Annotated in this window: 18 protein-coding genes, 2 tRNA genes, 3 rRNA genes and 1 pseudogene; 5 read left to right on the top strand and 19 right to left on the bottom strand. The window is 60.7% G+C overall.

The features are described from left to right. Window positions 1–168: 168 nt before the first annotated feature. A complete protein-coding gene (locus AYM40_RS24135) occupies window positions 169–1,170 on the top strand; it encodes a LysR family transcriptional regulator (protein WP_063498738.1) in 1,002 nt (333 codons plus the stop codon). Window positions 1,171–1,361: 191 nt separating this feature from the next. Here the strand turns inward: AYM40_RS24135 and rrf are convergent. The 13 genes from rrf to phnS form a co-directional block, all read right to left on the bottom strand. Beyond that, window positions 1,362–1,474: ribosomal RNA gene (gene rrf, locus AYM40_RS24130) — 5S ribosomal RNA — on the bottom strand. Window positions 1,475–1,694: 220 nt separating this feature from the next. Then, window positions 1,695–4,575 (bottom strand): 23S ribosomal RNA (locus AYM40_RS24125). A gap of 335 nt (window positions 4,576–4,910) precedes the next feature. Then, window positions 4,911–4,986, bottom strand: a tRNA-Ala gene (locus tag AYM40_RS24120). Between the two features lie 67 nt (window positions 4,987–5,053). Continuing rightward, window positions 5,054–5,130: transfer RNA gene (locus AYM40_RS24115), tRNA-Ile, on the bottom strand. A 76-nt stretch (window positions 5,131–5,206) separates the two neighbouring features. Next, window positions 5,207–6,737, bottom strand: a 16S ribosomal RNA gene (locus AYM40_RS24110). Together the 16S, 23S and 5S rRNA genes with 2 tRNA genes alongside form the textbook arrangement of a ribosomal RNA operon. A gap of 579 nt (window positions 6,738–7,316) precedes the next feature. Further along, entirely contained in the window at window positions 7,317–7,877 is a 561-nt protein-coding gene (locus AYM40_RS24105; RefSeq protein WP_063498737.1) for a phosphonate degradation HD-domain oxygenase, read from the bottom strand. 4 nt (window positions 7,878–7,881) lie between these two features. After that, complete coding sequence (phnY, locus tag AYM40_RS24100; protein ID WP_063498736.1) at window positions 7,882–9,333, bottom strand: phosphonoacetaldehyde dehydrogenase; 1,452 nt, start codon at window positions 9,331–9,333, stop codon at window positions 7,882–7,884. Continuing rightward, window positions 9,330–10,586 (bottom strand): phosphonoacetate hydrolase, encoded by a 1,257-nt coding sequence (gene phnA, locus AYM40_RS24095; RefSeq protein ID WP_063498735.1) that lies wholly within the window; start codon window positions 10,584–10,586, stop codon window positions 9,330–9,332. Before phnA ends, phnY begins: the two co-directional genes overlap by 4 nt. A 57-nt stretch (window positions 10,587–10,643) precedes the next feature. Continuing rightward, window positions 10,644–11,378, bottom strand: coding sequence for a phosphonate utilization associated transcriptional regulator (locus AYM40_RS24090; RefSeq protein ID WP_063500658.1), 735 nt, complete (start codon window positions 11,376–11,378; stop codon window positions 10,644–10,646). Window positions 11,379–11,471: 93 nt separating this feature from the next. Further along, entirely contained in the window at window positions 11,472–12,335 is an 864-nt protein-coding gene (gene phnV / locus AYM40_RS24085; protein WP_063498734.1) for a 2-aminoethylphosphonate ABC transport system, membrane component PhnV, read from the bottom strand. Continuing rightward, window positions 12,325–13,269: a 2-aminoethylphosphonate ABC transporter permease subunit gene (locus AYM40_RS24080; protein WP_063498733.1), complete on the bottom strand. Its 945-nt coding sequence runs from the start codon at window positions 13,267–13,269 to the stop codon at window positions 12,325–12,327. Before AYM40_RS24080 ends, phnV begins: the two co-directional genes overlap by 11 nt. Continuing rightward, complete coding sequence (gene phnT, locus AYM40_RS24075) at window positions 13,247–14,347, bottom strand: 2-aminoethylphosphonate ABC transport system ATP-binding subunit PhnT (protein ID WP_063500657.1); 1,101 nt, start codon at window positions 14,345–14,347, stop codon at window positions 13,247–13,249. Before phnT ends, AYM40_RS24080 begins: the two co-directional genes overlap by 23 nt. Before the next feature lie 89 nt (window positions 14,348–14,436). Then, window positions 14,437–15,528 (bottom strand): 2-aminoethylphosphonate ABC transporter substrate-binding protein, encoded by a 1,092-nt coding sequence (gene phnS / locus AYM40_RS24070; protein ID WP_063498732.1) that lies wholly within the window; start codon window positions 15,526–15,528, stop codon window positions 14,437–14,439. A gap of 374 nt (window positions 15,529–15,902) precedes the next feature. Here phnS and AYM40_RS24065 point away from each other — a divergent pair, with 374 nt between their 5' ends. Then, window positions 15,903–17,015 (top strand): 2-aminoethylphosphonate--pyruvate transaminase, encoded by a 1,113-nt coding sequence (locus AYM40_RS24065; RefSeq protein WP_420488507.1) that lies wholly within the window; start codon window positions 15,903–15,905, stop codon window positions 17,013–17,015. 38 nt (window positions 17,016–17,053) lie between these two features. Here the strand turns inward: AYM40_RS24065 and AYM40_RS24060 are convergent, their stop codons facing one another. After that, on the bottom strand, window positions 17,054–17,809 hold the full coding sequence (locus tag AYM40_RS24060; RefSeq protein ID WP_063498730.1) for a DeoR/GlpR family DNA-binding transcription regulator: 756 nt from the start codon (window positions 17,807–17,809) through the stop codon (window positions 17,054–17,056). Between the two features lie 174 nt (window positions 17,810–17,983). Here AYM40_RS24060 and AYM40_RS24055 point away from each other — a divergent pair, with 174 nt between their 5' ends. Next, window positions 17,984–19,543 carry an ABC1 kinase family protein gene (locus tag AYM40_RS24055; protein ID WP_063500656.1) on the top strand — a complete coding sequence of 520 codons (1,560 nt, stop codon included), beginning with the start codon at window positions 17,984–17,986 and terminating at the stop codon, window positions 19,541–19,543. A 243-nt stretch (window positions 19,544–19,786) separates the two neighbouring features. Continuing rightward, window positions 19,787–20,659 (top strand): DMT family transporter, encoded by an 873-nt coding sequence (locus tag AYM40_RS24050; protein WP_063498729.1) that lies wholly within the window; start codon window positions 19,787–19,789, stop codon window positions 20,657–20,659. A gap of 40 nt (window positions 20,660–20,699) precedes the next feature. On the opposite strand, the gene AYM40_RS24045 is transcribed toward AYM40_RS24050, so the two are convergent. Further along, complete coding sequence (locus tag AYM40_RS24045) at window positions 20,700–21,776, bottom strand: L,D-transpeptidase (protein WP_420488506.1); 1,077 nt, start codon at window positions 21,774–21,776, stop codon at window positions 20,700–20,702. Between the two features lie 415 nt (window positions 21,777–22,191). Between AYM40_RS24045 and nadE the strand changes: the two genes are divergently transcribed. Then, the gene (gene nadE / locus AYM40_RS24040) at window positions 22,192–23,052 is read left to right on the top strand and encodes an ammonia-dependent NAD(+) synthetase (protein WP_063498728.1); all 861 of its coding nucleotides are present in this window, start codon (window positions 22,192–22,194) and stop codon (window positions 23,050–23,052) included. A 110-nt stretch (window positions 23,053–23,162) separates the two neighbouring features. Here the strand turns inward: nadE and AYM40_RS24035 are convergent, their stop codons facing one another. From AYM40_RS24035 to AYM40_RS24025, 4 genes and pseudogenes are all read right to left on the bottom strand, one after another. Beyond that, on the bottom strand, window positions 23,163–23,432 hold the full coding sequence (locus AYM40_RS24035) for a hypothetical protein (protein WP_063498727.1): 270 nt from the start codon (window positions 23,430–23,432) through the stop codon (window positions 23,163–23,165). Window positions 23,433–23,437: 5 nt separating this feature from the next. Further along, entirely contained in the window at window positions 23,438–23,584 is a 147-nt protein-coding gene (locus AYM40_RS41980; RefSeq protein ID WP_181448459.1) for a hypothetical protein, read from the bottom strand. Window positions 23,585–23,901: 317 nt separating this feature from the next. Continuing rightward, a pseudogene (locus AYM40_RS24030) lies at window positions 23,902–24,541 on the bottom strand (hypothetical protein). A 246-nt stretch (window positions 24,542–24,787) separates the two neighbouring features. Beyond that, complete coding sequence (locus AYM40_RS24025; RefSeq protein ID WP_063498726.1) at window positions 24,788–26,449, bottom strand: S10 family peptidase; 1,662 nt, start codon at window positions 26,447–26,449, stop codon at window positions 24,788–24,790. Window positions 26,450–26,470: the final 21 nt, after the last annotated feature.

Raw genomic sequence — 26,470 nt, 5'->3', positions numbered from 1 at the left:
AAAAGGCACCGGTGAACGCTGCGCACACCGGCTGGCAAGGCGCCGATTGTAGGAGCATGCGCTGCGCGCATTAATAGGACGGGCGCGGAACGTCCCTTCCAGAACGAACAACAATAGGCTTGCGAGACAGGCGGACAATACGGCTTGTGCCGTGAAATAGAAGGATCGATGGATACGTTACAAAATATGCGAGTGTTCGTGCGCGTGGTCGAAGCCGGTAGTTTTACCGCTGCCGCGCAGTCCCTCAATTCGACGACTGGCGCGATGTCCCGCGCAGTCTCGGAACTCGAAGCTCATCTGCGTACGCGCTTGCTGAACCGGTCGACGCGGCGACTCGCACTCACCACAGCGGGCGAGCGTTACCTGAAGCGATCTCAGCAGATCCTTGCGGATGTCGATACGGCGGAAGAAGAAGCAAGTTGCGCGCACGAACGCCCGAGCGGCGCGTTGCGCATGCACAGCTTTGCCAGCATCGGCCAGCATTACGTGCTGCCGGCCATCTCGCGCTATCGCGCGCTTTATCCCGAGGTGACCGTCGAACTGACGTTGTCGCAGCGCATGCCCGACCTGTTCGAAGGAAGCTCTGACGTCGCGGTGGTCGGCGCCTCGACTCTGCCGAATTCCGACCTTGTATCGCTCCCGCTTGGTACAACGTTCAGCATCTTGTGCGCATCGCCTGCTTACGTGCGTGCTCATGGCGCGCCACAACAGCCAGGCGACCTGACGCATCACGAGTGTCTGATCTTGCACACGCCAGCATTTCCACCCCACGATTGGGTGCTCGACGGTCCCAACGGCAGCGAGATGATGGAAGTGAACGGCCCCGTGCAAGTGAATATCGCGGAATCGCTGATCGTCGCGATTCGCGAGGGAATGGGCATTGGCATGGTGCCGCTCTATGCAGCGATCGCAGGGTTGCGTGACGGGACGCTGATCCGCGTGTTGCCTGAATATACGCTGCAGAAGATGAACGTTTATGCGCTGTATCCGTCACGCAAGTTCATTGATGCGAAGACGCGGACGTGGGTTGAATTCTTACGTACGCATCTGCCGAAGGTGATTGCGCGCGACGAGGCGTTACTTGCAGAAGTCGGCCAGATGTATGCAGCAGATGGCGTGGCACCTGTGGGCGCGTCCGGCATTGGGGACGGAGACGTCGCTGCGAACTGACGCAGATTTTGAAGCTGAAGAGTGGGCCGTGCCCGCCCAAGGCAGCGACGCGGATAGCGAAGTGGCGGGCCATTTGTGATGGTATCTATGGCCTGCCGCCGATCGCGGCAATGTTTTTGATCGGGAAGAAATAGCGCCGTAAACGCAAAAACCCCACCTTTGCGGGGTGGGGTTTCTGGACATGCTGGGGAGCCTGACGATTACCTACTTTCACACGGGAATCCGCACTATCATCGGCGTGGAGTCGTTTCACGGTCCTGTTCGGGATGGGAAGGGGTGGGACCGACTCGCTATGGTCATCAGGCATGACTTGTTGTTGTGTTGACTTTGTCAACACAACCAATCTGGAAGAAGTAGTTTCTGGTGATGCTCACCAGAGGAGCTTTCAGCAAGCTCGGGTTGTGTTGTTCGAGGCACAACATCGATCTCAACCTGTGCATGTGGTCTCAAGACCCTGCGCATGGCGCAGGATGGGGCATCCATAAGTGCTGAAGCACTAACGGCTGCCGACACACACCTGTTATAGGATCAAGCCTTACGGGCAATTAGTATCAGTTAGCTTAACGCATTACTGCGCTTCCACACCTGACCTATCAACGTCCTGGTCTTGAACGACCCTTCAAGGGGCTCGAAGCCCCGGGGATATCTCATCTTAAGGCGAGTTTCCCGCTTAGATGCTTTCAGCGGTTATCTCTTCCGAACATAGCTACCCGGCGATGCCACTGGCGTGACAACCGGTACACCAGAGGTTCGTCCACTCCGGTCCTCTCGTACTAGGAGCAGCCCCCTTCAAATATCCAGCGCCCACGGCAGATAGGGACCAAACTGTCTCACGACGTTTTAAACCCAGCTCACGTACCTCTTTAAATGGCGAACAGCCATACCCTTGGGACCGGCTACAGCCCCAGGATGAGATGAGCCGACATCGAGGTGCCAAACACCGCCGTCGATATGAACTCTTGGGCGGTATCAGCCTGTTATCCCCAGAGTACCTTTTATCCGTTGAGCGATGGCCCTTCCATACAGAACCACCGGATCACTATGACCTGCTTTCGCACCTGCTCGACTTGTCGGTCTCGCAGTTAAGCACGCTTATGCCATTGCACTATCAGCACGATTTCCGACCGTACCTAGCGTACCTTCGTACTCCTCCGTTACACTTTGGGAGGAGACCGCCCCAGTCAAACTGCCTACCATGCACTGTCCCCAGTCCGGATAACGGACCAAGGTTAGAACCTCAAACAAACCAGGGTGGTATTTCAAGGGCGGCTCCACGCAGACTGGCGTCCACGCTTCAAAGCCTCCCACCTATCCTACACAGACCGGTTCAAAGTCCAATGCAAAGCTACAGTAAAGGTTCATGGGGTCTTTCCGTCTAGCCGCGGGGAGATTGCATCATCACAAACACTTCAACTTCGCTGAGTCTCGGGAGGAGACAGTGTGGCCATCGTTACGCCATTCGTGCAGGTCGGAACTTACCCGACAAGGAATTTCGCTACCTTAGGACCGTTATAGTTACGGCCGCCGTTTACCGGGACTTCAATCAAGAGCTTGCACCCCATCATTTAATCTTCCGGCACCGGGCAGGCGTCACACCCTATACGTCCACTTTCGTGTTTGCAGAGTGCTGTGTTTTTATTAAACAGTCGCAGCCACCAGTTTATTGCAACCCCTTCACCCTCCTGGCGCAGGCCAGTCAAGCTACAGGGGCGTACCTTATCCCGAAGTTACGGTACCAATTTGCCGAGTTCCTTCTCCCGAGTTCTCTCAAGCGCCTTAGAATACTCATCTCGCCCACCTGTGTCGGTTTGCGGTACGGTCTTGTTAAACTGAAGCTTAGAGGCTTTTCTTGGAACCACTTCCAGTTGCTTCTTCACCTAAGTGAATGGCCTCGCACCCTTGAATTCCGCGCCCGGATTTGCCTAAGCGCCTTCTCCAATGCAAGGACCGGGACTTCCAACACCCGGACAACCTTCCGCGATCCGTCCCCCCATCGCATTTAACAATGGTGCAGGAATATTAACCTGCTTCCCATCAGCTACGCATTTCTGCCTCGCCTTAGGGGCCGACTCACCCTACGCCGATGAACGTTGCGTAGGAAACCTTGGGCTTACGGCGAGGGGGCCTTTCACCCCCTTTATCGCTACTCATGTCAGCATTCGCACTTCCGATACCTCCAGCGCACTTTTCAATGCACCTTCGCAGGCTTACGGAACGCTCTCCTACCATGCACATAAATGTGCATCCGCAGCTTCGGTATATTGCTTAGCCCCGTTACATCTTCCGCGCAGGACGACTCGATCAGTGAGCTATTACGCTTTCTTTAAAGGATGGCTGCTTCTAAGCCAACCTCCTGACTGTTTTAGCCTTCCCACTTCGTTTCCCACTTAGCAATATTTGGGGACCTTAGCTGGCGGTCTGGGTTGTTTCCCTCTTGACACCGGACGTTAGCACCCGATGTCTGTCTCCCGTGATTGCACTCTTCGGTATTCGGAGTTTGCTATGGCGTAGTAATCCGCAATGGACCCCACAACCATGACAGTGCTCTACCCCCGAAGGTGATACACGAGGCACTACCTAAATAGTTTTCGGAGAGAACCAGCTATTTCCAGGTTTGTTTAGCCTTTCACCCCTATCCACAGCTCATCCCCTAACTTTTCAACGTTAGTGGGTTCGGACCTCCAGTACGTGTTACCGCACCTTCATCCTGGCCATGGATAGATCACCTGGTTTCGGGTCTACACCCAGCGACTGAACGCCCTGTTCGGACTCGCTTTCGCTACGCCTGCCCTAATCGGTTAAGCTTGCCACTGAATGTAAGTCGCTGACCCATTATACAAAAGGTACGCCGTCACCCTCTTTCAAAGGCTCCGACTGTTTGTATGCATGCGGTTTCAGGATCTATTTCACTCCCCTCCCGGGGTTCTTTTCGCCTTTCCCTCACGGTACTGGTTCACTATCGGTCGATCACGAGTATTTAGCCTTGGAGGATGGTCCCCCCATCTTCAGACAGGATTTCACGTGTCCCGCCCTACTTGTCGTACACCTAGTTCTTCCTCGCTGTTTTCGTCTACAGGGCTATCACCTGCTATGGCGGCACTTTCCAGAGCCTTCGACTAACAATGAAGATAAAGAGTACAGGCTGATCCCATTTCGCTCGCCACTACTCTGGGAATCTCGGTTGATTTCTTTTCCTGCGGTTACTTAGATGTTTCAGTTCACCGCGTTCGCTTCGCATAGCCTATGTATTCAGCTATGGATACTCCATAAGGAGTGGGTTTCCCCATTCGGATATCGGTGGATCAAAGCTCGTTTGCCAGCTCCCCACCGCTTTTCGCAGGCTACCGCGTCCTTCATCGCCTGTGATCGCCAAGGCATCCACCACATGCACTTGTTCGCTTGACCCTATAACGGGTGTGTCTCATGTCGCATCCACTGGGAATGCAACGCTCGCCACAATCGCTACAGGTTGAGTATTCGTGTTGCGCCGTATTCCAAGGCAATCTTTCGATCACCTTTTCATACATTGATACAATCACAACCCTGATTCACCTACTCAATCACCCATCTCTAAGTGATCTTTCGTGAATCTCTTTACTACTTCTTCCTGATTGTTAAAGAACGACAGCCGATATAAAGCTCTGCTTCATATCACTCTGACTGGCTCAATCGCCAATGCTTGTTTCACTACACCGCAAACGCCTTTCAACGTGCGCTGCAGATAAACCAGCATTGAAGATTGGTGGAGGATGACGGGATCGAACCGACGACCCCCTGCTTGCAAAGCAGGTGCTCTCCCAGCTGAGCTAATCCCCCAGTCATGCACAGATCATCATCACACTTCGGGGTTCATCGACTAGCGCAGCCATCGCAGACAAGACAATGGTGGGTCTGGATGGATTCGAACCATCGACCCCCGCCTTATCAAGACGGTGCTCTAACCGACTGAGCTACAGACCCCTCAGTCTGTCTGACTTACTGTCTAATTTCACAGCCGATAAGCGTGAGCGCTCAACGTTTGACACGTTAGCTCGAGAAAGGAGGTGATCCAGCCGCACCTTCCGATACGGCTACCTTGTTACGACTTCACCCCAGTCATGAATCCTACCGTGGTGACCGTCCTCCTTGCGGTTAGACTAGCCACTTCTGGTAAAACCCACTCCCATGGTGTGACGGGCGGTGTGTACAAGACCCGGGAACGTATTCACCGCGGCATGCTGATCCGCGATTACTAGCGATTCCAGCTTCACGCACTCGAGTTGCAGAGTGCGATCCGGACTACGATCGGTTTTCTGGGATTGGCTCCCCCTCGCGGGTTGGCGACCCTCTGTTCCGACCATTGTATGACGTGTGAAGCCCTACCCATAAGGGCCATGAGGACTTGACGTCATCCCCACCTTCCTCCGGTTTGTCACCGGCAGTCTCCCTAGAGTGCTCTTGCGTAGCAACTAGGGACAAGGGTTGCGCTCGTTGCGGGACTTAACCCAACATCTCACGACACGAGCTGACGACAGCCATGCAGCACCTGTGTTATGGCTCCCTTTCGGGCACTCCCACCTCTCAGCAGGATTCCATACATGTCAAGGGTAGGTAAGGTTTTTCGCGTTGCATCGAATTAATCCACATCATCCACCGCTTGTGCGGGTCCCCGTCAATTCCTTTGAGTTTTAATCTTGCGACCGTACTCCCCAGGCGGTCAACTTCACGCGTTAGCTACGTTACTAAGTCAATGAAGACCCAACAACTAGTTGACATCGTTTAGGGCGTGGACTACCAGGGTATCTAATCCTGTTTGCTCCCCACGCTTTCGTGCATGAGCGTCAGTATTGGCCCAGGGGGCTGCCTTCGCCATCGGTATTCCTCCACATCTCTACGCATTTCACTGCTACACGTGGAATTCTACCCCCCTCTGCCATACTCTAGCCCGCCAGTCACAAATGCAGTTCCCAGGTTAAGCCCGGGGATTTCACATCTGTCTTAGCGGACCGCCTGCGCACGCTTTACGCCCAGTAATTCCGATTAACGCTTGCACCCTACGTATTACCGCGGCTGCTGGCACGTAGTTAGCCGGTGCTTATTCTTCCGGTACCGTCATCCCCCCGGGGTATTAACCCAGAGGTTTTCTTTCCGGACAAAAGTGCTTTACAACCCGAAGGCCTTCTTCACACACGCGGCATTGCTGGATCAGGCTTTCGCCCATTGTCCAAAATTCCCCACTGCTGCCTCCCGTAGGAGTCTGGGCCGTGTCTCAGTCCCAGTGTGGCTGGTCGTCCTCTCAGACCAGCTACAGATCGTCGCCTTGGTAGGCCTTTACCCCACCAACTAGCTAATCTGCCATCGGCCGCCCCTGTAGCGGGAGGTCCTAAGATCCCCCCCTTTCCTCCGTAGAGCGTATGCGGTATTAATCCGGCTTTCGCCGGGCTATCCCCCACTACAGGACACGTTCCGATGTATTACTCACCCGTTCGCCACTCGCCACCAGGGTTGCCCCCGTGCTGCCGTTCGACTTGCATGTGTAAGGCATGCCGCCAGCGTTCAATCTGAGCCAGGATCAAACTCTTCAGTTCAAACCTGTTACTGTTTTTCGGGCTCTTGCGAACCCGGTCGCTCACTCAACGTACTGACGAATGATCATCCTGCCGGCGTGAATCCACCCCAACAGGAAAACCTTCCTTTAATACTAGTGTGAGACTTGATACTTTCGCTTCCCGGCAGACTCCGAAGAACCCACCGGCGCGTCGCGCATCAAGCGCCCACACTTATCGGCTGTTAATTTTTAAAGATCGATTACGCATTCACTACCGAACCAGCACCGCGTTGCATCACATCACAACCACCCGGCACCGCTTCGTTCTGCGTCGCTGCATCAGCAGCAGAGAAACGAGATTATGAAGAACTTTCGCTACGCCGTCAACAGGTTTTTCCAACTTTCTCAACCCGCTCACTTCGCGCAAAGCCTTGCCACTACTGGCTTTCCCGCTTCCCGTGCCTCGGTGTCCGAAGCACGAAAGAGCGAGATTCTAGCGAGCAAGGCGGCCCCTTGCAAGCGTTATTTTGATCGGCATAAATTGCGCCGGAAATGGCGCGAGAATTGAAAACGAGTGGCACAACAAGCACACTCGAAGCTCAGCCGAAAACCGTCTCGTTCAGGCGGCCGCCCGCTTCTGCATGACGCGCTCGACTACGCCCAGATAATGATCGAGCCCCGGTGTCGCGCGGCTCTCTTCTTTGGCGCGGTCGTCCCATTTGCGCAGACGCAAGGCGTCTTCCGCGTAGGGCTTCTGCAGGAACGCCTCTGCCTCTTCCTTGCTGAAGATGCCGCCTTGCAATTCCAGGCTCCGCACCGAATCGGCGGACAGCTGGCCGAAGTACGCGTCGTCGATTGCACATAGGCAGCGCTTGGCGTCGACGTGCAGCCGGATCGGCTCCAACACGGCGTCCGACAACACCGGCCGCAAGAACGGCAGCGCGAAATACTGATGCAGATCGTCGATGCCCCGCTCCGTCGGCGTTTCGCCTTGCAGATTCAGCAAATGGCCGAGGTCATGCAGAAACGCGGCGGCGACGAGTTCATCGTCGGCACCCGCCTCTTCCGCCAGTGCGCCGCTCTGCAGCGCATGTTCAAGCTGCGTCACCGGTTCACCGCTATAGGCGAGCTTGCCATATTGCTCATATAACGAACGGATGTCGTTCAGACTCAATGCCACGTTCTTACTCCCACGGTAATGAAAAGGTCTTCAGATTGGTGAAGCTCTTCATCGCTTCCTGAACACCTTCCTTATAGCCAAGCCCGGAATCCTTGATGCCGCCGAACGGCGTCAGCTCGATCCTGTATCCCGGCACTTCCCACACGTTGACCGTCCCCACGCGCAATTCATTGATGAAGCGCGTGATCGCGTCCTGCCGGTTCGTGCACACACCGGACGACAACCCGAATGGCGTGCCGTTACTGATACGAATAGCGTCGTCGAGCGTATCGAAGGTAATGATCGGCGACACCGGGCCGAACGTTTCCTCGCGTACCAATGTCATTGACGGGTCGACGCCATCCAGCACCGTCGGCGAATAAAGCGCGCCGTCGCGCTGATTGCCGATGCGCAAGCGCGCGCCACTCGCGACGGCCTCGTTCACACGCGCCTCGAATAGTTGCGCTGCGGCGACGTCGATCACGGTGCCCATCTGATTGGACGCGTCGAACGGATCGCCATAGGTCCATGCGCGCGTCTTCTCCACGACCAGATCGATGAAGTCCGCCGCAATGCTCTTCTGCACCAGCATTCGTTTGACCGCAGTACACCGCTGCCCGGAGTTCTTGTACGAACCCTGCACGGCTAGTGTCGCCGCACGATCGAGATCGGCGTCTTCCAGCACGATCAGCGGATCGTTGCCGCCCAGTTCCAGCACAACGCGCCGGTAAGCCGCCTTCGCCGCAATGTATTTGCCGATCGCCACGCCACCGGTGAAAGTGACGAGATCGGCCAAAGGATGCGTAATCAGTTCATCGGCGATTTCGCGCGGATCGCCGGTCAGCACCTGCAGCATCGGCGTCGGCAAACCCGCTTCATACAGAATGTCCGCCAGGTACAACGCCGACAGCGGCACCTTCTCCGACGGCTTGAGCACCACACGATTATTCGTCGCGATTGCCGGCGCAATCTTGTGCGCGACCTGGTTCATCGGATGATTGAACGGCGTAATCGCCACGATCACACCCGCCAGCGGCTCGCGCTGCGAAAACACACGGCGTTTCTTGCCATGCGGCGTGAGATCGCAGGAAAAACTCTGACCGTCGTCGCGCAAGGCTTCGATCGAAGAGAACTTGAACACATCGGCGACGCGGCCGATCTCGTAGCGCGAATCCTGCTTCGACAAACCCGACTCGAGCGAAATCAGGTCCGAAGCTTCCTCGGTCCGCTCCCGCAGCAATGCCGCCGCACGTTCGAGAATCTGCGAGCGCTCGTAGCGTGTGAGCTTCGCCTGATACGCAGCAGCGTATTCGAACGCGGCACGCACGTCGTCGATGCTCGCCAGCGGGACCGTGCCCACCCGTGTCCCCGTGAAAGGGTCGAACACGTCGAGCGTGCGCGAGCGCGTCGCGCGCTCGCCTTTGAGCCGCAGCGCTTCCGCACGAAATGCCGGATGGTCCCGCAGCACAGCGTTCATGATGCCGACACGTGATTCAATGCGACGTCGAAGATATCGAAGTTGCGCAGCCGTTTATCGGTGGGCAGTCCCTCGACGCGACGATTGAACAGCAGCGGCACTTCCTGCTCGGAGATCCCGCCATGCGAGCGCAACGGGACGGTCAGTCCGGACAGGTCGTGTTCATCGCGACGCGTGCCGAGCACCACGTGCTGGGTACTGACCACGACGATATCGCCCACGCGGTCGTTCGGCAGTTCGAAGCGCTCGCATGCGGCACGATTGTCGAGGACCACTTCGATGCCCTGCAAACCGCCGATCCGTTCGATCACCCGCGCGACGCTCACATCGTGCGGCAGGTAAATCGTCGCGAACGAACCGAGCGCGCCGTGATGCACGACATACGGATCGGTAATCGGCAAGATGACACGGGCGCGGCGAACACCGAGCCAATCGTCCAGCACGTCCTGCAGATAGATCACGTTCGGCTCGCCGGTCTTCTCGTCGTGCTTGGCGTTCATGCCGTGGTCGGCGGTCAGGCCGATCACCCAGCCGAGCGCATCGAGCCTGGCGAGGTAGCCATCCATCATCGCGTAGAACGCGTTCGCGCCTTGGGTGCCCGGCGCCCATTTGTGCTGGATGTAATCGGTGGTCGACAGATACATCAGGTCGAGCTTGCGGGTTTCCGCGAGCCGCACGCCGGCGGCGAACACGAACTCGGACAAACCCGCGCTGTACACATCCGGCACCGGCAAGCCGACCAGGTCGAGCACTTCGTCGATGCCGTTTTCTTCGCGCGTCACCTTGTCGGCTTTTTCCGCCGAGAAGCAGATGCCCTTCAGTTGCCAGCCGAGCAGCCGGCGCAGCTTGTCTTTCGCTGTGACCACGGCAACCGCGGCGCCTGCTTCCGCCGCGGCGGCCAGCAAGGTCCCCGCGCGCAGATAGGCCGGATCGTTCATCATCACTTCCGCGCCTTCGCCGCCGTTCGCGTCCGGGTCCCAGAAGTAGTTGCCGCAAATGCCGTGTACCGAGGGCGGCACGCCGCACACGATCGAGAGGTTATTCGGGTTGGTGAACGACGGAATCACACAGTCGCCCTTGAAGGCCGCGCCGCTCTTGAGCATCTTGCCGATGAAAGGCGCGACGCCCGCCGCGACCGCGGCTTCGAGGTAATCGTATTCACAGCCGTCGACGCACACCACGACGGTCGGTTGCGCGGGCAGCCGGTAGCTGCGGCCATTGACTTCGATCGTACGTTCGCTTGCGTTTGCCATCGTTACCTTCCATGCGTTGAGAGCACGCGTGCTCTAGTCAATCCGTTGCAGCCAGTCTCAATCGTCCGATACTGCCGACATCTGCACCGCGCCGAGGGGCCCCGCCAGGTCGCATGCCTCACGCGCGCGCTGCAGGCCGCCGTTCACGTGCGCATGCATCAGCGCGGCGGCATGTTCGGCGTCGCGCGAGGCCAGCGCCGTCAGGATCGCGCGATGTTCGGCGAGCGAGCGTTCCATCGCATCGGCATGCACCACCAGCGCGGCGCGGCGAAACAGACTCAATTCGCTCACCAGCCTTCGATAGGTCTCGTACAGCTTCACATTGCCCGACGCCGCCACGATCGCATCGTGAAACGCCACGTTGGCGCGCGCGTAGGCATCGTGATCCTGCGCATCGAGCGCGGCGCGCATCGCGTCGAGCCAGTCGCGCAACAGCGCAAGCTTCTGCGCATCGATACGCGAAGCCAGCAACCGGCACGCCGCTTCTTCAAGCACCGCGCGCACCGCATAAATCTCGTCTGCCTCCGCCAGCGACACCGTCCGCACGAACACGCCGCGATTTTTCTCGGTGCGCACGAGACCCGCTTGCTCCAGCGCGCGAAACGCCTCGCGCACCGGCCCGCGCGACACTTGCAGACGCGCGGCCCAGTCGGCTTCGTTGAGTTTGTCGCCGGGTGCGAGCACCCCTTCGATGATGTGCCGTTCGATTTCGTCGCGAACCAGCGTCGTCAGCGAATGCCTGCGCACAACCTCAATCGGATCGATAGAAGCAGCTTGCATATATTCGGTCATTTTGACAAATTTTGCCACATCGATATGTGTTTGCGTGTTTGCGCGCCCGCCGCCTGGCATGCGCACGCAAACACAACAATCAGAAGGTGCCCGTCAGTCCACCCGACGGCGTGGGACACGCGCCGCAATCAGCAGCAGCGCAGCAAGCGAGACCATCAACAGAATCAGCGACAACGCGGAGGCCGGCAGGTAATACCCGCGCTCCACCTGACCGACCACAACGATCGGCACCGTCGCAAAGCCCGGCGGGTACACGGTGAGCGTGGCGCCGAGTTCGCCGAGCGAGAGCGCGAAGCCGAGTGCGAGACTCGCGCGGATCGCCGGCACCAGTTGCGGCAGCACGACGCGGCGCAGCACCATCGACGGCGGCGCACCCAGACTCGCGGCCGCTTCGCGCAGAATGGTCAGTTCGGGACGCAACGCAGCGGCCGCGCAGCGGTAGCAGAACGGCAGCACCAGCGCGAGTTGCACGAACACGACGATCGCCGCCGAGCTCGACAGATCGAGCGGACGCTTGTGGTACGCGATCAGCACGGCCAGGCCGAGCACCACGCTCGGCACGCCGTTGGGCATCATCGCAATGGTGTCGACGAACGCGCCGAGACCGCGCCGGTCGCGCCCTTCGAGCGCCAACGCCAGCCACAGCCCGAGAATCGTGCCGAGCACGGCGACGCCCATGCCGATTTCGAGGCTCGTCCTCAGCGCGTCGAAGTCGCTGGAACCCAGCCGTTCGAACCAGCGCATGCTGAGGCTGTCCGGCAGGATGGTGCCCGACCAGTGCCCGGCCACGCTCGATAGCGCGACCACCAGCACCGGCAAGACGAACAGCCAGAAGCACAGCAACGCGGCAAAGCCGAGAAGCAGGCTGCCAAGAATGCGCACCGGCAGACTGCGGCGCACCGGCCGCGCCTTCTTGTGCATGACCGGCAAAACGGTCGGGTCGAGTTCAACGGCCATGGCCCGCTCCTTTCACCTTGCGACTGTTGACCTGGCGGTACAACGCGTACAGCGACAAAGACATGATCAGCATCACGACCGCGCCGGCGGCGGCGGTCGGGAGATCCAGGTCGACGGTCGCCGAGCTGTAGATCGCGACCGGCAACGTAATCAAATGCGCGCTGCCGAGCACGAGCAGAATGCCGAACTCGTTCAACGTCAGCAGAAAACACAGGATCGTGCCCGCGGCGATGCCCGGCCACGCGAGCGGCAGGATCACCTTGAACGCGACCATCCAGCCGCTCGCGCCGAGACTGCGGGCGGCTTCGATCAGACGCATGTCGAGCGTGGCGAAGGACGCCAGCGTAGGACGCACGACGAACGGCGCGTAGAAGACCACTTCCGCGAGAATCACGCCGCCCACGCCGAACAGGAAATTGAGCGGCGGCGCTTCGAGATGAAACAGTTGCTGCAAGGCGATGCTGACCGAGCCTTGCGAGCCGTACAGAAAGATCAGCGTGAAGGCGACCAGAAACGACGGGAACGCGACGAACAGCTCCAGGAAACGGGTCACCAGGCGCGCGCCGGGAAACGGCTTGAAGAACAATAGCGCCGCGAGGCCGATGCCGAGCAACGAGGCGAGCCCGGCACTCACGAACAGAATCCACAGCGTCGTGCCGACCACGCCACGCGTCTCCGGATTGCCAAAGAACGCCGAATAGGCCTGCAGGCTCAAACCGTGCGGACCGGTGAAACTCAGCAGCACCAGACGCACGAGCGGATAGATCACCAGCGGACCCAGCACGACTACCGCAAGGAACAGCAGGTGCCATTGCGCCGCGCGTTCGCGCCGCTTCACCGCCGCCGTGTGCGAGGCCGCGCTCGCGCTGCGGCGAGCTTCGGCAGCGGCCGCGCTCACCGAATCGGGTGTATCAGGGGTTGATAAGGACGACATCGTCAGCCTCATAACGCAGGGAAACACGCGCGCCCTTCTCCGGCATCATGCCTTGGCCGCGCTGCATGGTGACGAACACCGGCTCGTCAGGTAACGCGTCCAACGCGACCGACACCGACAACACCGCGCCGTACCATTCGACCGACGTAATCGCGCCATGCAACTGACCTTCGCCGAGCGGCACGATGCGCAGCGCTTCCGGCCGCACACAGGCCACCCGCTCGCGTTCGCTGTAGCGCACGTCGCCCATGCTGAATGCGACCTGCGCCGGCAACAGATTGGCCGCGCCCAGATAGCGCGCGACGAAACCGTCGTTCGGGGTGTCGTACAACTGTTGCGGCGTGCCAAGTTGCGCGATGCGGCCTTCGCGCATCAGCAGCGTGCGGTCGGACAGCACCAGCGCGTCGTCCTGATCGTGCGTCACGCAGACGATCGTCAGATTCGGCAAACGCTCGTGCAACGCCTTCAGTTCGGAACGCACCGAGGCGCGCAGATTGGCGTCGAGTGCGGAAAGCGGCTCGTCGAGCAATAACACATCGGGCTCGATCACGAGCGCGCGCGCGAGCGCCACACGCTGCTGCATGCCGCCCGACAATTGCGCGGGCATGTGATGCCCGGCGTCACCCAGTTGCACGAGCTTCAAAGCATCGGCAACCCGTCGCGCGACATCCTTCGACGGCGTGCGGCGCGCGCGCAACCCGAAAGCCACGTTATCGAACACCGACAGATGCGGGAACAGCGCATAACTCTGAAACAGCAAGCCGAGATTGCGCTTATGCGGCGGCACATGCGTCAGGTCGTGCCCGGCAACGGTCAAAGTGCCCGACAGTCCGTCCGCTTCAATGAACCCGGCGATGAAGCGCAACAGCGTGGTCTTGCCACACCCGCTGCGGCCGAGCACGGTGAGCAATTCGCCGCGCTGAATGGTCAGCGACAGATCGTCGAGCACGGTGCGCGTTCCAAAACGCACCGTCAGATGGTCGATCTGCACGCCGCCCGGCGTGTTCGAACGCGGGGCGTCGAGCGCGTCCGGTGAGGCGCCAAGCGCGCCTCGGTGAGCAAGACTGGCCGTATTCACCGGGTTCATCCTCCAACTGGATTAATGCTGATACGGCGCCCCGCACGCATGCAAGGGGCGCCGCCTGACTCAATGGCGAACTGTGCGGCTTACTTCGGTTTGACGACTTCGAGCTGCTTGCCCGACGAACCGATCACGTCGCTCTTCCAGCGTGCCGTCCAGTCAGCCTTCTTCGCCATCACTTGCGTCCAGTCCACCGGGATCAGCGTCACGCCGGCGATCGCCTTCTTGACTGCCTCGCCGTTCTTGCCGGCGAGCGGCACGTCGGTGCGGCCCGGGATACCGAAGATGTCCGGCACCTTGGCTTGCACGTCGGTCGACATCAGGTAGTCGATCAGTTTCTTGCCTTCTGCCTGGTTCGGGCCATTCTTGATCAGGCCGATTGCGTACGGCAGCTGGAAGGTGGTCGGCTTACCGCCGGCGCTGGCTGCGAGGAAGATCGGCTTGAGCGACAGACCGCCGTTGGCTGCATCGTCCAGATCCATCTGCAGGTCGCCATTGGCGAAGGCGATTTCGTTACGCGAGAGCAGCACGTCGAGGTAGCCGGTGCCCTTGGTGTGGAACTTGGCGCTTTCTTCGAGCTTCTTCAGATAGTCGAACGCCTTGTCTTCGCCCATCAGCGACGTGGTCAGAATGATCACGGCCATACCGTCGCCAGCCGTAGCCGGGTTCGAGTAAGCGACCTTGCCGGTGTAGTCCGGGTGCAGCAAGTCGGCGAAGGTCTTCGGCTGGTTCTTGGTGACGTCCGGGTTGATCGCGAACGAGAAGTAGTTGTTCACGAAAGTCGCCCACGAACCGTTCGGCGCCTTGGCGATCGCCGGCACGTTCTTGTAGTTGGCGCTCTGGTAAGCCTGCAGCAGGCCGCTCTGGTCGGCTTGCTGGATGAACGGCGGCAACGTGACGATCACATCGGCCTTCGGCTGATCCTTCTCGATGGTGGCGCGGTTCACCACTTCGCCGCTACCTGCCGTGACGATGTTGACCTTCACGCCTTCCTTCTTTTCGAAGGCCGGCAGCACATCCTTATAGAGGTTTTCGAGGCCGTCGGCGGTGTACAGCACCACTGCGTCAGCCGCATGAGCCTGCATCGCCGTGCCGCCGAATGCTGCCGCGGCGATCAGCGCCGGCAACAGTTTGCGTGCGAGGCCAGCCGTGGCGTGAAGGGAATTCGTCTTTGTCATGTCACTCTCTCCGAAAGGCAAAAAACCAGACGGTCGGGATAACCCGATACCTGTTGTGATTGAACGGCGGCGCGCGCCGTGCCGCTTGCGTGTTGCCCGCAGCCAGTTGTCGTGCAGTTTCGTCCAAATTCGCACGGATTGCAGATTGCCGACAACTTTGCCGCTTCTTCTCCAGCCTGACTTACAGCTCACCTACGAGACTCGCGCTGCCGGCCATGCCTGAACGGGCACGGCAAGGATCACAGGTTTCCGTGACAACGCCATGACGATTCTGTCGAATTCCAACAATTGACACAATTCGCCAATAATATCCAAATCAATCTTTTCGTCACCCTGCCCGGGCGACGAACATTCATCTGACGACGGAGGCTTGCGTGATCCTTGGAAACGACCCAATCCTGTTGACCCCGGGGCCACTCTCCACCTCGCCGCAAACCCGCGAGGCGATGCTGCGCGACTGGGGTTCGTGGGACGCCGCGTTCAACCGCATGACCCATAGCATATGCGCCGATCTCGTGAAAATCGTACATGGCGAAAAAGACTATGTATGCGTGCCGCTTCAAGGCAGCGGCACCTTTGCGGTCGAAGCGACGCTCGGCACGCTGGTGCCGCGGCAAGGCTGTGTGCTGGTTCCGAACAACGGTGCATATTGTGCCCGTCTGATCCGCATATTGCAGCGCATGGGGATCGCTTATGTCGAACTGGCGCTGCGCGAGGACGAACCGGTCAGCCCCGCCGCGATTGAAGACGCCTTCAATCTTGATTCGCGCATCACCCACGTCGCACAAGTCCATCTGGAAACGAGCGCCGGTCTGCTCAATCCGCTCGACGATATCGCCGCGGTGTGTCGGCGGCACGGCAAAAGCCTGATCGTCGACGCGATGAGTTCGTTCGGCGCGCTGCCGATCGATTTGCGGCGCGGCGGCATCGACGCGCTGATCTCGGCAAGCGGCAAATGCCTGGAAGGCGTGCCGGGGATGGGATTCGTGATTGTGCGGCACAGCGTGCTGCAACAGAGCGAAGGGCGCTCACCGTCGCTCGCGCTGGATCTGCACGATCAATACGTCTATATGGAGAAGACGACACAGTGGCGCTTCACGCCGCCGACTCATGTGGTCGCGGCTTTGCGTCAGGCACTCGATCAGTTCATCGCGCAAGGGGGACAAGCGGCGCGCGGCGCGCGCTACACGCAGAACTGTGCGGCCTTGGTGAACGACATGAAAGCGCTCGGCTTCGAACCGTTTCTGAAGCCCGAAGTGCAGGCGCCGGTGATCGTCACGTTCCATGCGCCGCGCGACCCGGCGTGGAATTTTGCCAATTTTTATGCTGCGGTGCGCGAGGCCGGTTACGTCTTATATCCGGGCAAGCTCACGCAAGTGGAAACGTTCCGCGTGGGTTGCATTGGCGCGATCGATGCGAATGAGTTGCACAACGCGGTGGCGGCGATCGGCCGTGCGCTGAAACGGCTTGGGATTCGAGTGAAGTGACGTGGACGTCGCGGAGTCCACGCTGAACGCGCGGCTGTTCAGGCGATCAGGATTTCCGGCCCATGCGCCGTGATCGCCTTGCCGAGCGCCTTCTCCGGCGCCAGTTCGGTGACCAGATAACGCGCCGATTCGATGCCGTTGATACGCACCGGCGTCACGCGCCCGAACTTCGAGTGGTCGGCGACCACCACCACCATGTCGGCGGCGGCGATCATGCGGCTGCGCACTTCGGCAGCCATGCGGCTGTAGTCGGTCAGGAAGCCGTCCGGCGAAATGCCGCCCGCGCCGATGAAGGCGAAGTCCGCGTGGTACTGCGTCAGCTGATGGACCGTGTCGAGGCCGAAGGTGGCGTCTTCGATATCCGACAATTCGCCGCCAAGCAGCGTCACGCGGTTATCGTTACGGCGCCCGAGCAGCAGCGCGATACGCCAGTCGTTCGTATAGACCGACAGGCGATGCCGGTCGAGCAAAGCCCGCGCCACCGCTTGCGTGGTGCTGCCCGAATCGATGATCAGCGAGGCGCCGTCCGGCACGAACTCGGCCGCGCGCTCGCCGATCGCCCGCTTGGCGCCGGCGTTGGCGGCTTCGCGCGTATCGAGGTCGGGCTCGCGCCGGTCGCTCGAGAGCGCGCCGCCGTGGGTCGTGACGAGCAGACCGCGCCCGGCCAACGCGTTCAGATCGCGGCGGATCGTCTCACGCGACACATTCAGTTCGCGCACCAGTTCAGCGACCGAGAGCGCGCCGGTTTTGGCGACTTGCGCCAGGATGTATTGGTGACGTTGTTCTGCGAGCATCTGTTGAGGGCCGGAAGCCGGCACGCTTGGGTTTCACCACGGGTGGAAGGCCGGCGTATTGTATTACGCGCGGCGCGGGGATGCGCCTCCTGGCGCGCTTACCTGCTAACCTGAAGGCCTTAGCCGCGCCGCCGACGCCTGTCGATGCCGCATGGTCCGTCAACCGAACTGCCGATGCCGCCACTGTTTCGCCGTTTACTGCTCCTGTTCCACGCGTTGCGTTACGGCGCACGCCTGATCTGGCTTGCCGCGCCGTCCGACCACAAAGTGCACTGGATGATCGAACTGGTCGGCCGCGTGCATGCGTCCGGGCGCGGTGGCGAGCGCCTGCACGGCGTCTTGCCCGCGCTCGGGCCGCTCGCGAGCCGCTTCGCGCAGACCCTGATTGAACGGCCCGAACTCGCGACCGGCACCCTCCACGATGCCATCGACGCGATCGATCACCTCGAAACCCCGCTACCGCCGCAGGAATCCGAACAGGCTTTGGCACGCGCATTCGGCCGGCCGCTCGCTACGATCTTCAGCGCGGTCGATCTGGTGCCGGTGCGCGGCGGCTTCGCCGAACAGACGCACTTCGCGCGACTCGTCGTGCCGGTCAACGGCCATAGCGAAGTGGCCATCAAGCTGGTGCGCGCCGATCTGTTACAACAGATCGGCGACGAACTCGCGCTTCTACGCTGGGTCGCGCGCTGGCTGGAGAAGCTTTCCGGCTCGGCCCGCCGCCTGCAACTGCGTGCGCTGGCGCAAACCTTCACCGACGACATTCTGCGCCGCTTCGACCTGCGCGCCGAAGCCGCCAATCTGAGCCAGACCGGCCATCATTTCGACGGCGACGCGCGCATCGTCGTGCCGACGGTAATCTGGGACCTGTGCACCACCTACACGCTGACGATGCAACGCGTCAGCACCCTGCCGGCCAGCGACCTGCCCGGCCTGCATGCGCATCACGTCAAAGTCGCGCCGCTGGCGGCGCATATCGTCGAGGTGGTGACTGAACAGGCGTTCGAGCACGGCTTCTTTCACGCGACGCTCGATGCACGCCGGGTGCGCGTGAGCGTCGAGCCGGACACGCTGGGACGCCTCGTGCTGGCGGAGTTTTCGATCATGTCGAGTCTGTCGACCGGCGAACGCGAATTCTTCGTCCACGGCGCAACCGCGCTGTTCAACCAGGACTACGGCCGGCTTGCCGAACTGCATCGCGATGCCGGGTATGTGCCGCACGACACGCGCGCGGAAATGCTCGAAGCCGAGTTGCGCACGCGCGCCGAAGCGCATTTCGCAGCCGCCCCGGAAGACCGTTCGGCAGGTCCGCTATTTCATCATCTGCTGCACGCGGTGCATCCGTTCGACGGCGCCGTGTCCGGTCCGCTCGCCAGCGCGCAACGCTCGTTCCAGCAGGCGGAAATGCTGGCGCGCGCGCTGCATCCGGGCGTCGATACGTGGAATGTCGCACGCAGCGTGCTGGCGGGGATTGCGCGGCGCGACATGGATCACCGCGGCTGGATCAAACGCATCGCGCGCGAGTTGCCGCATTTGGCGCATATGCTGCCACGCGTGCCGCAATTGGCCGTGCGCTACCTGCAGCATGAGCACGATCGTGCCCGCACGCCGCGGCAGAATGCGCAACTGTTGCTGGATATCAGCCGCGAATATCGGCGTACGCGTGTGCTGCTGTGGGCATGCGCGGTGTGCGGTGGAGTGCTCGGCGCGGGAACGGTGCTGCTAATGTGGTGACGCTGTGAGTGCAGCCGACATTCTGATGCGGGCGATGTCGGCGTGGTGATGCCGGCGTGGTGATGCCGGCGTGGTGATGCCGGCAAGTGATGCCGGCGAGCTTTGCCGGCGCGGTGATACCGAAGAAGCCGCGAGACGAGGTTCGGGCCATCGCCTTTAACACTCACCCGCGATTGCAGCTTCGAACAAGACGCGCTTCGCGTGTCCCGGCAAGATGGCGGCTTTTCACGCCACCCGCCTTCGATGCTCGCTTCGTCAATCGCCGCCTTATTCGTCGTGTTATGGTCGACCGGCTTCGTGGTCGCCCGGGCGATCACACCCTATGCCGATCCCAATCTGTTCCTGCTTGCGCGCTTCGGCGGCACGGCGCTGATATTCGCGCTTGCCGCGCTCGCCACACGCGCCGCGTGGCCGACCGGCCGCGATCTCGGCAAGCACCTGCTCGCGGGCGCGCTGCTGCAAGGGGTCTATCTCGGCGCGGGCTACTGGGCCGTCGCGCAGGGTTTGAGCGCCGGTGTGATGGCCTTGCTCGGCGCGCTGCAGCCGCTCGCCACTGCCGCCGTCGCAGCGCCACTGTTCGGCGAGCGTCTGTCGCGGCGCGGCTGGGCCGGCATGGCGCTCGGTCTCGCCGGCGTCGTGCTGGTCCTCGAACCGAAACTCGCCGCGACCGCGCCGTCCGTCCCGCATGGCGACGCGCCGCCGTGGCTGGTCGTGTTCATTTCGATCGTCGCGGTCGGCGCGATCACCGCGGGCACGCTGTTTCAGAAGACTTCGCTGGCGAAGACCGATATCCGCAGTGCAAGTGCCGTGCAGAATTTCGGCGCGGCGGCCGTTGCGGCGATTCTTGCGCTGGCGCTCGGCGAGCATCGCTGGATTGCATCGGCCACTTTGTGGGAGTCGCTTGCGTGGGGCATCGTGATGCTGTCCGGAATCAGCGTCACCTTACTGGTGTGGATGGTCAGGCGCGGCGACGCTGCGCGCGCCACCGCGCTGATGTTTCTCGCGCCGCCGCTCGCCGCGCTGGAAGGGTATGCCGGCTTCGGCGAAACGCTGCTGCCGGTGCAGATCGCTGGATTTGCGGTGGCACTGGTGGGCGTGCTGCTGGCACGGTCGTGAGGGCTTGAAGGGTTCCCTCGCCCGCCCGTCGGCCCGCGGATCAATCCGCCGTATCGGCGCCGGCCGGCACTTTTGCGCGCGCCTTGCTGCCTGGGGCCGGTGCCCAGACCGGGCGACTCTTGCGCGCCGAATCCACCACGACGATGTAGCGTCCCGCCCACGGGGTAATCTGGCGATCGCTTTTCAACACCCACAGCGATTTACCGGACTCGACGAGCGCTGCATATTCGGCATCGAGAATGCCGTAATGGTCGATAAATATATTAAGCGATGCCGGAATCCGCACGCAGCCCTTCGAATGGCGAATACCGAGCAGCGGCTCGAGCCGGTCCGGGTCGGTGGCGTGCATCTGGAAACGCATCTGCGACATGCCGCCCTTGCCCCAACCCCGTTCGCCCTGGGCCCAGCCGAGGTCGAAGATCCGCATGTCGCGCTTGCCGTAGCCGCGGATGTGGTTCTCGTTCAACGTGCCTTCGGAGCGGAAATCCATGTTGGACGGCGTGTGGTCGAACACGCCGAGCGGTGTGATGAAGTGGTCGTACTCACCGGGCCGCCCCGTTGAAACCGGCGACGCGCCGATCATCTGCCAACTATCGGCCGGGGTTGCCCGGAAATAGATGAACAGCGCCTGAACGTTGGCGTTGCGGTCCGCCATCACGACATACTCGCCCGACAGATTGCCGAGCATGTGCTCGCCCAGCGCCGTTTGCAGACGGTCGGCATAGGCGCGCTGCTCGACGGCCGGCACTTTCAGCCGACGCGTCACGTCTTGCGCGAACACGCCGCGCAACAGGAACGCGCGACGCGGGTCAACCACGCCGGCCGCGTCGGGCGCGGCAACGGCCGACGCGTCGACGGCGCGCGCTGGGTGCTTCGCCGCTATGGATGCTGATGCCCTGGCCGACGCGGTGACTGAACCCGAGGCCGAGGCAGATGCAGATGCAGAAGCAGAAGCAGAAGCAGAAGCAGAAGCAGAAGACGAGGCAGAGGCAGAGGCAGAAGCCGCAATCGCGACACCGCATGACACGGCGCAAAAGACAGCCCCCAACACGCGCGTCAGATAGCGTACTGAACGAAGTACGCCTGCGGAACACGGTGCAGAGAGTAAATCCGACATACACACCACGTCGCTTCGACGGTCTACCGATGCGGAAGTAGTACGGTCCGGTGCAGGCTGGCCAGGCCGATTGGGGTAGTTCATCGCGTGTTCGAGCAAACCTGATTATTATTGACTGCTCGCCGGCTCATGCGGCGCTCGGAACGAAGATGGTACTAAGCACCTTGGCATCTGTCGATGAAGAATCGACCAATTCACCAATATCACCGTATTGACCGTCAATATTTACCGATCTGCGCAGCGGTTTAAAAGCAGCACAAAGTACATTGAAAGCCAATATCCGCGATAAAACCGCGAAACTGATTTGTCACGACATACCCGCAGAACCGTCCCGTCCGTGGGCCCGCCGCTCGTGCAATCTGCGCGAGCATTCATGGCTGACACTCGCGCCACCGCATATGGAGGAAAGAGGAATATGACACAACAAGACCCAGCCGCACGCCAGGCAAGCATCGCAGCGGAAATGCACGTCGCCGCCGAGTTCGACGCCGCGCAGGAAATCGAGCGCCGGGTCGCGTTTCTGGCGAATTATTTGCGCAGTAACGGACTGAAAACCTATGTGCTTGGCATTAGCGGCGGCGTCGATTCGACGACCGCCGGGCGAATTGCGCAACTCGCGGTCGAACGGCTGCGTGCCGAACATTACGACGCGCGTTTCGTCGCAATCCGTTTACCCTACGGCGTGCAAAAAGATGAAGCCGACGCACAGCAGGCCTTGAGTTTCATTCGCGCGGACGAAAATCTCACCGTCGATATCAAACCCGCGGCCGACGCGATGCTCGCCGCGCTGGATAACAGCGGCATGCAATTTAACGACGACTCACAGCAGGATTTCGTCCACGGCAATATCAAGGCGCGGCAGCGAATGATTGCGCAATACGCGATAGCCAGCGCCCGGGCCGGCGTGGTGATCGGCACGGACCACGCGGCCGAGTCGGTAATGGGATTTTTCACGAAGTTCGGCGACGGTGGCGCCGACGTGCTGCCGCTCACTGGTCTGAACAAGCGACGTGTGCGGGCACTGTCCAAAGCGTTGGGCGCGCCCGAAGCACTGGCGCACAAGGTGCCGACCGCCGACCTCGAAATGTTGCGCCCACAACGGCCGGACGAGGACGCGTACGGCATCCCTTACGACGATATCGACGACTTTCTGGAAGGCAAACCCTTGAGCGATGCCGCGCGCGAGACGGTCTTGCGCTTCTACGATGCCACGCGGCACAAGCGGGCGTTGCCCTACACGCCATTCGATTGGCCGGTGAAGACAGGCGGGGAATGAGAGAAGAAACGTAAAAACCAGCATGCATGGGGAGGAGGCGCGTCAGAAATACGCCTGACGCAGCACGTTCTCCTCACTCGACGCATTCGGGAAAGGCGCCTGCGACAGGCTCAGTGAGCGGGCGGCGACTCGCCGTCGCCAAACAGATCGGCGCTCGCCTCGAGTGCCAAACCGCCCAAATGCTTGCCGTGAATCTGCCGCGCAATCACCTCGCCCACATACGGCACGTCCGCGTCCAACGCGACCGTGGCGTAGGCGCTGGGTTTCCCGGCGTCAACCACCTCGACGCTTTTCGCGTAATGCCCAAGCTCACGTTTGAGGAATTCCCGCACTTCCTGCTCGCTGCACGATTCCGCGATATTGCGCACGATCAGGTTCATGCCGCCTACCCTCGGTGCGCGCTACGATCCGCGGCATGCACCCGCACCGGGCGCAGCGCGGCACGCTGTTTCGCCTGAGCCGCCGCGAGTTGGCGGATCAATGCGGCGCCGGCCGCAGCCAAAGCAGCCAATGACAGATAGAAGGCAATCATTTAAATCTCCCCTTCGAATTTCGTCCTGTTTTCAGGATAGCCACAATCGACAACAAAAGCGATGCGACACAATGTCGTGAAAGACGGACTTTGAAACTTCCGTTAATGCACTGTACCTGAATAAACAGCGGTAAAAATAGCAAAGCACATATTCATTCAGTGGTGCAGACCCGGCACATGCGCCAGACGCGGACACTGGCTGCAAAAACCGGGCCGCGACACGCATCGCCGCCGGCATCCTGCGGGGGACGTGCGCAAAGGGTGGGCTGATCGTCGGGATCAGCCCACCGCTTGCACGTTGGCCGCACTCGCCCACCTCATGGCGCACTGCCGCGACCGTCGCCTCGCCCGGTGTTGTCGCCGGTCGCGACATCGAGACGGCTCACATCGCACGACGTCTGGCTGAAGCCGGAATAGACCACGGACCAGTTACCAACAATCGCGGCTTGCGCCTCTGCGAGGCTCAGCTTCCCTTCGCAAACGCAGCGTTTGAGCATGACTGCGGCGCGCGCCTTGCTGGCCTGCCCACGGCAGAAGATCGAGATTGGCGGGGGCGTTCGGCGAGCCGCCGAGCACAATGGGCACACGTCTGTCCAGCGCGAAAGCGGGACCGTTGTCGGCATTGATGCCGCGTTCGGCAAGCATGCGGTCCTTGTGGGCCATCAGTTCATCGAACGGCGGGGCGACTGTGTCCGCATAGCCAAGTCGGCAAATCGTTTCGCCGACTGACTCCTGCGTGACGCGCTCGTCGAGCATCGCTGAATCCTGAGCCCAGACTTGATCGGCGCGCAACGCCAGTACCGCGGCAATGCCGAGCAGGAAAGCGATACGCATCTTGCGGGCCGGACGCGCGGTGCTGCGCCGGCGCGCGAGCGTCGACGGAATCGCCTGATATGTGCTGCTGGTTGGGTCGCGGTAATGGATGAGGCGACGCCTGTCTGCAATGTCTGCGTTCATTCGTCGGCGCGCCGGTGGCGGCACGCTATAGTTCAATTCGCGGACTAATTAAAACACATCCAATATTCCTGCCCGGAACAGGCGCCCCTGCGCAAATTGGCGAAGATGTTCCAGACGCGCTTGCAGGTGTCTGCCGGTGCGGTCTTGCCGTGCAGGAATACACGTTGAAGACCGCATCGAACCACAGGATAAATGCAACGCCGCTGTCTGCACGCCGCTCACGCACGGTTCCAACGGCAAGCTACGTCAACCCGGTTTCGCCACCCGAGCCTGCAAGGCGCGGATACGCCCGAGCGCCTGAGTATTGGACACCGTCGCGTCATACATCTTGGCAAGGTCCGCCTTGAGCGCGGTACGCGAACCGCCGTCGAGATAGACCATGTGCCCCGACGGATAAAAACGCGCCGACAGATTCTGCCGGACCTGCTGGCTGACAAGCGGCATTTGCTGCAGGTCGAGCACGGTCTGATAAAACGGCGTGACGTAGTCGAAGAAACCGTTCGCCGACAGCACCTTCAGGTCAGGATTGAGCGCCATCACGGCGGCAAGATCGCCGGCGGTGTACAGAATGATGTTGCCCTTCGCGTCGAGCCCCTTCTGCGCACCGGTCGGATCGATGTGGCTGAAGTCCCAATACTGGAATGCCTGGTCGTTGAGGTCCGTGAACGCCGAATTCGACGTGTATTTCAACTGCTCGTTCAGATACACGTTCCACATTGTCGTGTAGACGCCGGTCACTGCCGTCATGGTCGGATCGTTGCCGCCTGAATTCGGGTCGATCTTGCTGGCGATGCCGGTGTTGATCGCCGTCACGCGGCCGTCGTACTCGCCGAGCGCGAGACCCTGTGCTTTCAGCAACGTGGTCAAAAACAGCGAATTGCCGCGGCTGTCATACGACGCAATATCGAGGCTCCAGGCGAGCAGAGTGGTTTTGTCGATACCGGTGAATTCGCTGAGTTTTTCGACCGTGGCGGAATCCGTAGTCGGAAACTTGCGCAGCGCCGCCAGATAGTCGGTGCGCGCGAATTGCGCCACTTCTTCGGCAAACGCGCCGAGGTCGGTCGGCCGCGGCGCAATGCCGAGTTTCTTGTGATACCACGCGTCTGCGGCGGTTGTGGGCAACGCGCCGACCGGGTTGCCGGATTGCGTGTAGTCGAGAATGGACGATTGCAGCGTGATGCCGTTCAGATCGACGCCGTCTTCATGCAGCCGGTACGCGAGCACGCAACTGCGCGCCGTGCCGTAAGACTCGCCGAACAGGTACTTCGGCGAATTCCAGCGATTGTTCCTGGTAAGAAAGCGCTTGATGAACTGCTTGATGGAGTCCGCGTCCTGGTCGACACCCCAGAAATCCCGGTTCTTCTTCGGCGCTATCGCCGCCGAGTAGCCGGTGCCGACCGGATTGATAAACACGAGGTCGCTCTTATCGAGCAGACTGTCCGGGTTGTCTTCCATCGAGTACGGCGCGGGCGGCGTAAAGCCAGGCATCGACGTCTTGATGCGGCGCGGCGCGAACGAGCCCAGCAGCACGAATACCGAAGACGAACCCGGGCCGCCGTTGTAGAAGAAAGTCACCGGGCGGGCTTCCTCCTTCTGATTGTCCTGCGTGAACGCGACGTAGAACATTTTGGCTTCGGGCTGCGAACTGCTCGGGTCGACGATCACGAGGTGACCCGCCGTCGCTGTGTAGTTGATCTTCTGGCCGCCGATCGTAGTCGAATGGTGCGTCAGCGCGGCCGTTTCAGTGATATCGGTGACGGAGTCGTCCGGCCCGTTGCCGTAAGCAACCGGATCGAAAAATGGCTGATCGCCTGCTTTGTGCGACGCGCCCGCGGCGGCCGTTGCGGACGAAGCATGCGCGTTGTGTGAAGACTGCGGACTAACGGAAGCTGACTCGGTGTTCGTCATGATCGCTCCATGGGTTCGGTA

It is taken from the genome of Paraburkholderia phytofirmans OLGA172, assembly GCF_001634365.1.
GTDB lineage: Bacteria > Pseudomonadota > Gammaproteobacteria > Burkholderiales > Burkholderiaceae > Paraburkholderia.
Note: the sequence above shows the minus strand (reverse complement) of the source record. Positions and strands in the feature narration are given on the sequence as shown.

Coding starts and splice junctions, on each gene's coding strand:
- AYM40_RS24135 (WP_063498738.1), top strand. CDS start 169: ATGGATACGTTACAAAATATGCGAGTGTTCGTGCGCGTGGTCGAAGCC.
- phnY (WP_063498736.1), bottom strand. CDS start 9,333: ATGAACGCTGTGCTGCGGGACCATCCGGCATTTCGTGCGGAAGCGCTG.
- phnA (WP_063498735.1), bottom strand. CDS start 10,586: ATGGCAAACGCAAGCGAACGTACGATCGAAGTCAATGGCCGCAGCTAC.
- AYM40_RS24090 (WP_063500658.1), bottom strand. CDS start 11,378: ATGACCGAATATATGCAAGCTGCTTCTATCGATCCGATTGAGGTTGTG.
- phnV (WP_063498734.1), bottom strand. CDS start 12,335: ATGGCCGTTGAACTCGACCCGACCGTTTTGCCGGTCATGCACAAGAAG.
- AYM40_RS24080 (WP_063498733.1), bottom strand. CDS start 13,269: ATGTCGTCCTTATCAACCCCTGATACACCCGATTCGGTGAGCGCGGCC.
- phnS (WP_063498732.1), bottom strand. CDS start 15,528: ATGACAAAGACGAATTCCCTTCACGCCACGGCTGGCCTCGCACGCAAA.
- AYM40_RS24060 (WP_063498730.1), bottom strand. CDS start 17,809: ATGCTCGCAGAACAACGTCACCAATACATCCTGGCGCAAGTCGCCAAA.
- AYM40_RS24055 (WP_063500656.1), top strand. CDS start 17,984: ATGCCGCCACTGTTTCGCCGTTTACTGCTCCTGTTCCACGCGTTGCGT.
- AYM40_RS24050 (WP_063498729.1), top strand. CDS start 19,787: ATGCTCGCTTCGTCAATCGCCGCCTTATTCGTCGTGTTATGGTCGACC.
- AYM40_RS24045 (WP_420488506.1), bottom strand. CDS start 21,776: ATGTCGGATTTACTCTCTGCACCGTGTTCCGCAGGCGTACTTCGTTCA.
- nadE (WP_063498728.1), top strand. CDS start 22,192: ATGACACAACAAGACCCAGCCGCACGCCAGGCAAGCATCGCAGCGGAA.
- AYM40_RS24035 (WP_063498727.1), bottom strand. CDS start 23,432: ATGAACCTGATCGTGCGCAATATCGCGGAATCGTGCAGCGAGCAGGAA.
- AYM40_RS41980 (WP_181448459.1), bottom strand. CDS start 23,584: ATGATTGCCTTCTATCTGTCATTGGCTGCTTTGGCTGCGGCCGGCGCC.
- AYM40_RS24025 (WP_063498726.1), bottom strand. CDS start 26,449: ATGACGAACACCGAGTCAGCTTCCGTTAGTCCGCAGTCTTCACACAAC.